Consider the following 9,075-nt stretch of genomic DNA (forward strand, 5'->3'; position numbering starts at 1 on the left):
CATATACATTCGTAGGAGTACACTTACGATGTAAGTTCAAATGGCTAAATTAAAATTTAGATTTTTACTTAACTTCAAATTGCCAAATCGGAGATTTGGATTTTCACTTATAAAAAATAGTTTATTAAGGAGAGGGTTAAAATGAATAAAAATGAGATGATGGATTTATTTAGAGAAGAGTATGGCAATAGTAATCAGGAGATTTATACTTTTCTTTCACCAGGAAGAGTTAATTTAATAGGAGAGCATATTGATTATAATGGAGGATTTGTTTTTCCAGCTGCTTTAACAGTAGGTATATATGGAGCTTTAACTTTAAGAGAAGATAACATAATAAGAATGAGATCAAAAAATGTTGAAGGTGAAGTTGTAATAAATTTAGATAAAGAATTAGTTTACGATAGACAAGATGATTGGGGAAATTATCCAAAGGGAGTTATTAAAGAACTTAAAGATAGAGGACATAAAGTAAAAGGAATGGATATTTTATTCTATAGCAATCTTCCAGATGGTGCAGGACTTTCTTCATCAGCAGCACTTGAAGTTTTAATGGCTTATATAATACTTTACTTAGAAAATCCTGAAAAGTGTGAAGAAATAGATAGAGTTGAAGTTTCAAGACTTTGTCAAAAGGTTGAAAATCAATTTATTGGAGTTAATTGCGGTATAATGGACCAATTTGCAGTTTGCTTAGGAAAAAAAGATAATGCAATTCTTTTAGATTGTAATTCACTTTACTATGAATATGCTCCATTAAAGCTTGGAAACTATAGTTTAGTAATTATGAATACTAATAAAAGAAGAGAGCTTGCGGATTCTAAATATAATGAAAGAAGAGGCGAATGTGAGAAAGCTTTAGAAATAATAAATTCAAATAAAGAAGAAAAAGTAGCAAATCTTTGTTCAGCAACAGTTGAGGATATTAACTCATTTATAAAAGATGATGTTGTAAAGAGAAGAGCTATTCACGTAGTGACTGAAAATGAAAGAGTTAAAAAGTCAATGGAAGCATTAAAGGCTGGAGATATTAAAGGTTTTGGAGAATTGATGACTCAATCTCATATATCTTTAGAGAATGATTATGAAGTTACTGGATTACACTTAGATACTCTAGTTCATGAGGCTCTTAAAATTGAAGGATGTATAGGAGCTAGAATGACAGGAGCAGGTTTTGGAGGATGTGCAATAGCTTTAGTAGATGAAGCTAAAGTAGATGAATTCAAAGAAAAAGTAACAGAAAACTATGAAAAAGTAACAGGAATAAGACCACTATTCTATACAAGTAAATTAGGTGAAGGAACTCATAGACTATAAAAATAAAGTGCGAAGCACTTTGGGCAAAAGTTTGACTTCGTCAAAGTCCAAAAGGTCACTTTGTGACGGCCAAAAGATTTACAATAACCAAGAGTAATAACTTAGAGTTAAAAAAGCTTTTGGACATTTACGAAGTAAATCCTTTGGACTGCCGTAGGAACTTTTGGACTCGACGCAGTCGACTTTTGGACTACGCACTTAGTGCACAATTTATTTAAAGTATCTCTTAACATATTATTTCTTTATTATAAAATAATATATTTTATATTGATGGTTATAATAATTTTGAAGTAGTAAGTGTTAGGAGGCTTAAAGATGCACAAAGGAAAAATTGCTTTTATAATATGTTATATTATAGCCGTCTGTACAGTAAGTGTATTTATGATAGTTGGAATAAAAATATACAAAACTGAAGATGAAATAGCTGAAATGCAAGAAAGAGAGGTTGCAGCAAGCTTTGATGAAATAGAAGAGGCTAAAAGAAAAGAATTAAATTATTTATCATTATCAGAGGATCCGAATGCAGATGATGCTAAGATTGTTGAAAATGCATTAGTTAAATGGAATTTTCAATCTACTGAAGGTAGAAAAATAGCGTATTTGACTTTTGATGATGGGCCATCTACTAAAGTGACTTCAGAGGTTTTAGATGTTCTTAAAGAACATGATGTGAAAGCTACATTTTTTATTTTAGGATCAATGCTAGAAAAAAGTGAAGATTCTAGAATGGCTTTAATAAGAATGGTTGAAGAAGGTCATGCCGTAGGTAATCATGGATATTGTCATAAATATGAAGTGTTATACCCAAATAGCTATGTTAACGTTAATGCTTTTATGAATGATATGGATAAATCTTTAGAAAGCATGAGAAGTGTTTTAGGTGAAGAGTTTAATACTAGAGTAATAAGGTTTCCGGGTGGGCATAATTCTTGGAGAACTAGTGCTATAGATAAAGTATTAGTAGAAAAGGATTACGCATTTATTGATTGGAATATAGTAAATGGAGATGCACATTCTGCGGTTTTAAGTAAAGATCAAATGATGAATAACTTAAAAAAATATGTTAAGAAGATGGATAAAAACAATGATACTATAGTAGTGCTTATGCATGATACAGATAAAAATATAAATGAAGCAGCTTTTTTAAATGAAGCCATACCTTATTTGAAAGAGTTAGGATATGAGTTTAGAACGTTAAAATAACTTAATAAAGCTAGATGATAAAAATATCAAAAATAAAGATGGAACAAGTTAAATAAATGTTTAGCTTGTTCCTTTTTGATAAAATTTAGGCTGATGAAATAATTATGGGCGTGTTAATTTATTTATAATAGATTGATGTTCTGGATATAGGCTTAATAATTCATCACGGTTAAAAAGCTCAAAGTCTTTATATTCAAAAGCTGGTGATACCATACAACCTACTAATGAAAAACCATCATTGTTCATTGCAGAACCAAATATACATCCTTTAGGAACAAGTACTTGAGGAGATTCTCCATTTTCGATATTAAGCCCAAGTTGTTTTGTAATAAGATTACCTTCTGGTGTAATCATATATATTGTTAAAGATTCACCAGCATGATAATACCATAGTTCATCAGATTTCAGCCTATGAAAATGAGATACTTCACCAGTTCTTAATAAGAAATAAATACTACTCCAAAGTTTTTTATCAGTATTATATAAGCTTTCTGATAAAAATGATTCTTTGAAATAACCACCTTCAACATGTGGTAGCATTTCTAGCTTTTCTATGTAATATTCAGCTGTTTTCACGATTTTACCTCCAAAAGATTTATAATAAAACTATAATTATTAAATAAAGAATTTATTTAAATTTTAACATTTAATAGTATAATAGTCTTTAACAAATTTATTGTATAGGTATAAAAATATGAATGACTATATCTACCTAAAAATATTTGAGGTAGTTGTTGAAAAAAAGGAAAGTGAGTTTAGATATGAACTATGGGTATTATGAATCACCAATAGGAAAAATAAAAATTGAAGCAGAAGGAGAAAGTATCATAGGAGTATCGTTTTCAATGGAAAGTTCGGAATGGGACGAAAATGAAGCAGTTATTCAATGTAAAAATCAACTTCAAGAATACTTTGAAGGTAAGAGAAAAGAATTTGATTTAAATATAAAATTTATAAAAGGTACAGAATTTCAGATAAGTGTATGGAAAGCTTTATCTAATATATCTTATGGAGAGAAAATAACTTATAAATCTATAGCTGAAAAGATTAATAATCCTAAAGCAGTTCGAGCCGTTGGAGGAGCTAATAATAAGAATCCCATAGCTATTATTATTCCTTGTCATAGAGTTGTTGGATCAAATGGAAAGATGGTAGGATATGCTGGAGGAATAGATAAAAAGGAATACCTTTTAAAGCTAGAGGAAAAGAATAGTTGAAATAAAGTGCGAAGCACTTTGGGCAAAAGTTTGACTTCGTCAAAGTCCAAAAGGTCACTTTGTGACGGCCAAAAGATTTACAATAACCAAGAGTAATAACTTAGAGTTAAAAAAGCTTTTGGACGTTTACGAGGTAAATCCTTTGGACTGCCATAGGCACTTTTGGACTACGCACTTAGTACGCAATTTATTTCTTTGATACATAAGGATTATCTTTAATATAAAATCTCCAAGGGAAATGAACTGCTTCTTCAGCATAGTCAATTCCTATTCTAGTGGTTTCTACAATGTTTGAAGGCAAAACTTCAATATTATAATCTTCTATGTAAAGAGAGTTTTCTTTAATAAGTTCTTTAGTGTTATTGCTTTTATTTATATTCATGGCTATGCATAGCTTTGATGGACCGTTGGTGAGATTTTTTATTTGAGCCTTTGTAAGCTCTTCGTAATGCTTATTGAAGCGATTAAGAGACATTTCATCTAAACCTTCTAAAGGTTCTAAACCTCTAATGAGAACTCCCTCTGCAACGTCTTTCTCACCACATATTACATTAAAGCAGAAATACATTCCATATATTGAATATACATAAACTATTCCTGGCTCGCCGTATAACGTTTCAGTTCTTTCGGTTCTTCTACCGCCATAAGCATGAGATGCTTTATCTATAGCACCTATATAAGCTTCTGTTTCTACTATTATTCCTTTAAATATTTTTCCGTTAACTTCATTTACAAGAACCTTTCCAAGTAATTTTTTAGAAAGAGTTAATGCATCTATACTATAAAAAGATTTATCTAAAATTTCCATAATTTATATAAGGCAAGATTATTACTCGTCTTATTAACCTCCTATAAGATTTTATCTATCATATTAATATTATGTATATAATTATACTTGACTATAACTACATAATAAAAGTATACTTGAAAGGTATGTCTAAAAACAAATTTCAACAAAATAATACAAAAATACAAAAGAGAATGAAATAATGGTTGACTAAAGTAATATTCGTGTAATATACTTGCAATGTAAAATTGACACGACGGAGGAAAAGACATGAAAAATGCTTTAGTATTTCAAACAGATTTTGGTTTAGCAGATGGTGCAGTTAGCGCTATGTATGGAGTTGCTCACGGAGTTGATTCTGAGTTAAGAATATTTGATTTGACTCATGATATTCCACAGTATAATATTTGGGAAGCTTCTTATAGATTAATTCAAACAGTTACATATTGGGCTAAAGGTACAGTTTTTGCATCAGTTGTTGATCCAGGTGTAGGAACTGATAGAAAGAGTATAGTAGCAAAGACTGTTACAGGACACTATATAGTTACTCCAGATAATGGAACATTAACACATGTTAAACGTATGTGTGGAATTGTTGAAGCAAGAGAAATAGATGAAAATATAAATAGATTACCAAACTCAGGAGCATCTTACACATTCCATGGAAGAGATGTTTATGCTTATACTGGTGCTAGATTAGCTGCTGGTGTAATAGACTTTGAAGGTGTAGGGCCTAAGATAAATGTTGATGAAATAGTTGAATTACCAACAGTAGCGGCTGCTAAGGACGGAGATTGTGTTACAGGAACAATAGACGTTCTAGATGTTAGATTCGGAAGTCTTTGGACAAACATTAGCAGAGAATTATTTATGGGTAGCGGAATCAATTATGGTGATAGAGTAGAAGTATCTATTAAAAATGATACAAGAGAAGTTTACAGAAACATAATGGTGTTTGCAACATCTTTTGCTGAGGTTCACGTAGGAGAAACTTTAGTTTATGTTAACTCATTAGATTGTTTAGCCGTAGCTATAAATCAAGGATCATTCTCTAAGGCATACAATATACAAACAGGTACAAATTGGAGAATATCTATAAGAAAGGCTCCAAGAATAATTTACGAATAATATTACTATAATATTTTAAAACTAGTAATAAAAATAAGAGGAGAAAAGTAGATGAAAAATAACTTAAGCATAAAAACAATAGTTGCTATAGGTATCGGATCAGCAGTTTTCATGATATTAGCACGTTTTGCAGCGATTCCAACACCAATACCAAATACTACATTTAATACAGCTTATGGATTTTTAGCTTTAATGGCAGTAATATTTGGACCAATAGCTGGTGTATCAATAGGATTTATAGGGCATACGTTAACTGATTTGACTGCATATGGTTCACCATGGTTCAGCTGGATAATTGCTACTGCAATAGTTGGATTAGTTATTGGATTTGCAGCTAAGAGATTAAATATTAATGAAGGTGAATTCGGTAAAAAACAAATTATACTATTCAATATATATCAAGTTGTAGCTAATGTAATTGCATGGTTTGTAGTAGCACCATCATTAGATATACTAATATATGCTGAGCCAGCAAATAAAGTATATGTACAAGGAGCTGTAGCTGGTTTCTTAAATATGATTACAGTAGCTGTACTAGGAAGTATATTACTTTACTCTTATGCAAAGAGCAGAGTTAAAAAGGGAAGCTTAGATAGAGAAGATGATATAGCTTAGTATAAATACTTAAAGTTTATAATACCGGGGTAATGTCTCCGGTATTTTTTAGGTAGGTTATGGAAAAACTTCGCGATATACATACGCAAAAAAATATAGTATTATTTTTAAGTATTAATAAAATAGACGAACAAAAGGTAAAGAGGGAGATTTATATGAAAAGACCTGTAATTGAGTTCAAAGATTTTTCCTTTCAATACAGAGCTCAAGCAAAGCCGACATTAAACAATATAAATTTAACTATATATGAAGGTGAGAAAGTACTTATAGTTGGTCCATCAGGATCAGGGAAAAGTACATTATCAAACTGTATAAATGGACTTGTACCTTTTTCATATGAAGGTAAGATAACTGGAAGTCTTAAAATAAATGGGCAAGAAACTAAAAATATGAGTATTGCTGAACTTTCTAATGTTGTTGGTACTGTACTTCAAGATCCAGATAGTCAATTTATAGGTTTAACAGTAGGTGAAGATATTGCATTCAAACTAGAAAATGATTGTGTTCCTCAAGATAAGATGAAGGAAACTGTTGATATAGTATCAAAAATAGTAGGAATAGAAAGCCATCTAGAGTCAGCACCTCATAGATTATCAGGAGGACAAAAGCAACGTGTTACATTAGCTGGTGTTATGGTTGACAATGTAGATATACTACTATTTGATGAGCCTTTAGCAAGCTTAGATCCAGCCACAGGAAAAACGGCTATTGAGCTTATAGAGCAAATAAAAGAAAAGACTAATAAGACAATACTTATTATAGAGCATCGTTTAGAAGATGTTCTACATTCAAATGTTGATAGAATTATAGTGGTAGATAGAGGAGTTATAAAAGCTGATATAACCCCAAATGAATTATTATCTACTAATATATTAGAAGAAACGGGAATAAGGGAGCCTCTATATATAACTGCCTTAAAATATGCAGGATGTGAAATAACTCCTGAAGTAGAACCAGAACATATAGATACTGTGAAACTTGATACTTATGAAGAAAAATTAAAAGCATGGGTAGATGATGTTAAAGAAGAAGTTGCAGTAACATGTGATGAACCTATTTTAGAACTACAAGATGTAAAGTTTGGTTATAATGAAAAGAAAGAGATTTTACATGGATTATCATTCAAAGTTAATAAGGGTGAAATGGTAAGTATAGTTGGTAAAAATGGTGCAGGAAAATCAACTATTTCAAAGCTTATATGTGGCTTCTACAAACCAACTTCAGGTAAGATATTATTTAACGGAAAAGATATTAAAAATGAAACTATAAAAGAACGTGCTGAAAAAATTGGTATAGTTATGCAAAATCCAAACCAAATGATATCTAAGACTATGATTTTTGATGAGGTAGCTCTAGGACTTAAGGTTAGAGGCGTTAGTGAGGCAGAGATTAAAACAAGAGTATATGAAACGTTAAAGGTATGTGGATTATATGAATTCCGTAATTGGCCAATATCAGCTCTTAGTTATGGGCAAAAGAAACGTGTTACTATAGCATCTATTTTAGTACTTAATCCAGAGGTTATTATTTTAGATGAGCCAACAGCAGGGCAAGACTTTAAGCATTATACAGAAATAATGGAATTCTTAAAAGAGATAAATAATAAAGGTGTAACTATAATTATGATAACTCATGATATGCACCTAATGTTAGAATATACAAATAGAGCTATTGCTTTAGCTGATGGATTAAAGATAGCAGATGATACAGCTGCAAATATTCTTACAGATAGTAAGGTAATAGAGGCTGCAAATCTTAAAGAGACATCAGTTTATGAATTAGCTGTAAAAGCTAATTTAGATAATCCAAGAGAATTTGTTAAAAGATTTATTGACTATGACAGGAGTGTTAGAGCAAAATGAGTGCTATGTTAGAATACCAAGATTTAAAATCCCCTATTCATAAGCTAACAGGAGCAACTAAGCTTATTGCATTAGTATTTTGGGCTTTAGCATCTATGGTTACTTATGATACACGTATACTAGGGGCAATGTTTATATTTAGTATTATTATGTTTAAAGTATCTAAAGTGAAATTTAAAGATATTTCTTTCGTATTATATTTTATTTTAGTATTTTTACTTATAAATAATATTGCTATATTTTTCTTCTCACCTTACGAGGGAGTTGAAATATATAAAACAAGAACGGACCTTTTCCATCTGTTTGGACCATATACAGTAACAACTCAACAATTGTTTTATCAATTTAATGTAACTTTAAAATATTTCTCTATAATACCAATGGCGCTACTATTTATGGTTACTACAAATCCAAGTGAATTTGCAGCATCATTAAATCGTATTGGAGTAAGTTACAAAATATCTTATTCTGTTGCAATAGCATTAAGATATATACCAGATATTCAAAGAGATTATCATGATATATCTTTTGCTCAACAAGCTAGAGGAATAGATATGTCTAAAAAGGCTGGATTAACTAGTCGTGTAAAAAATTCTGCAGCTATAATTATGCCGCTTATATTCTCAAGCTTAGAGAGAATAGAAAGTATAAGTTCAGCTATGGAGCTTAGAGCTTTTGGAAATAATAAAAAGCGTACTTGGTATAGTGGTAGACCTTTTGAAAAGAGAGATTATATAGCTATAGCAATTGTAGTATGTGTATTTATAGCAGCTTTAGTAGCAACTAAGTTAAATGGCGGAAGATTCTTTAACCCATTTTAGAAAGATGGAGCTGTCTCTGAAATGATTTTTAAAATCATTTCAGTAGACGGTCTTTTTATTTTTTATTCATATATTTATATGAAATTATTTCTAAATGAACAAGTTTTTTGACACGACAAATAGGAGGT

At 30.5% G+C, this 9,075-nt stretch carries 9 protein-coding genes; 7 read left to right on the forward strand and 2 right to left on the reverse strand.

Going from position 1 to position 9,075, the window contains the following annotated elements; genetic code table 11:
- Positions 1 to 141: 141 nt before the first annotated feature.
- Together LQE93_RS05710 and LQE93_RS05715 are read left to right on the forward strand one after the other, a co-directional pair.
- Positions 142 to 1,314, forward strand: coding sequence for a galactokinase (locus tag LQE93_RS05710; RefSeq protein WP_084758936.1), 1,173 nt, complete (start codon positions 142 to 144; stop codon positions 1,312 to 1,314).
- A 315-nt stretch (positions 1,315 to 1,629) separates the two neighbouring features.
- Positions 1,630 to 2,517: a polysaccharide deacetylase family protein gene (locus LQE93_RS05715; protein ID WP_055263587.1), complete on the forward strand. Its 888-nt coding sequence runs from the start codon at positions 1,630 to 1,632 to the stop codon at positions 2,515 to 2,517.
- Between the two features lie 102 nt (positions 2,518 to 2,619).
- On the opposite strand, the gene LQE93_RS05720 is transcribed toward LQE93_RS05715, so the two are convergent.
- Entirely contained in the window at positions 2,620 to 3,093 is a 474-nt protein-coding gene (locus tag LQE93_RS05720) for a cupin domain-containing protein (RefSeq protein ID WP_084758935.1), read from the reverse strand.
- Positions 3,094 to 3,278: 185 nt separating this feature from the next.
- Between LQE93_RS05720 and LQE93_RS05725 the strand changes: the two genes are divergently transcribed.
- Positions 3,279 to 3,734, forward strand: a complete 456-nt coding sequence (locus tag LQE93_RS05725) for a methylated-DNA--[protein]-cysteine S-methyltransferase (protein WP_186838048.1) — start codon at positions 3,279 to 3,281, stop codon at positions 3,732 to 3,734.
- Positions 3,735 to 3,921: 187 nt separating this feature from the next.
- Here the strand turns inward: LQE93_RS05725 and LQE93_RS05730 are convergent, their stop codons facing one another.
- Positions 3,922 to 4,542, reverse strand: coding sequence for a DNA-3-methyladenine glycosylase (locus tag LQE93_RS05730; RefSeq protein ID WP_055263583.1), 621 nt, complete (start codon positions 4,540 to 4,542; stop codon positions 3,922 to 3,924).
- A 249-nt stretch (positions 4,543 to 4,791) separates the two neighbouring features.
- Here LQE93_RS05730 and LQE93_RS05735 point away from each other — a divergent pair, with 249 nt between their 5' ends.
- The 4 genes from LQE93_RS05735 to LQE93_RS05750 all read left to right on the forward strand — a co-directional run bounded on the left by LQE93_RS05735 (position 4,792) and on the right by LQE93_RS05750 (position 8,947).
- Positions 4,792 to 5,649, forward strand: a complete 858-nt coding sequence (locus LQE93_RS05735) for an SAM hydrolase/SAM-dependent halogenase family protein (RefSeq protein ID WP_055263581.1) — start codon at positions 4,792 to 4,794, stop codon at positions 5,647 to 5,649.
- A 51-nt stretch (positions 5,650 to 5,700) separates the two neighbouring features.
- Positions 5,701 to 6,264, forward strand: coding sequence for an ECF-type riboflavin transporter substrate-binding protein (locus LQE93_RS05740; protein ID WP_055263579.1), 564 nt, complete (start codon positions 5,701 to 5,703; stop codon positions 6,262 to 6,264).
- A gap of 155 nt (positions 6,265 to 6,419) precedes the next feature.
- Complete coding sequence (locus LQE93_RS05745; RefSeq protein ID WP_055263577.1) at positions 6,420 to 8,126, forward strand: ABC transporter ATP-binding protein; 1,707 nt, start codon at positions 6,420 to 6,422, stop codon at positions 8,124 to 8,126.
- Positions 8,123 to 8,947, forward strand: coding sequence for an energy-coupling factor transporter transmembrane component T family protein (locus tag LQE93_RS05750; RefSeq protein WP_055263575.1), 825 nt, complete (start codon positions 8,123 to 8,125; stop codon positions 8,945 to 8,947). The genes LQE93_RS05745 and LQE93_RS05750 overlap by 4 nt, the downstream gene beginning before the upstream one ends.
- Positions 8,948 to 9,075: the final 128 nt, after the last annotated feature.

This window comes from Clostridium sp. NSJ-145, assembly GCF_021044725.1.
Lineage (GTDB): Bacteria > Bacillota > Clostridia > Clostridiales > Clostridiaceae > Clostridium > Clostridium disporicum_B.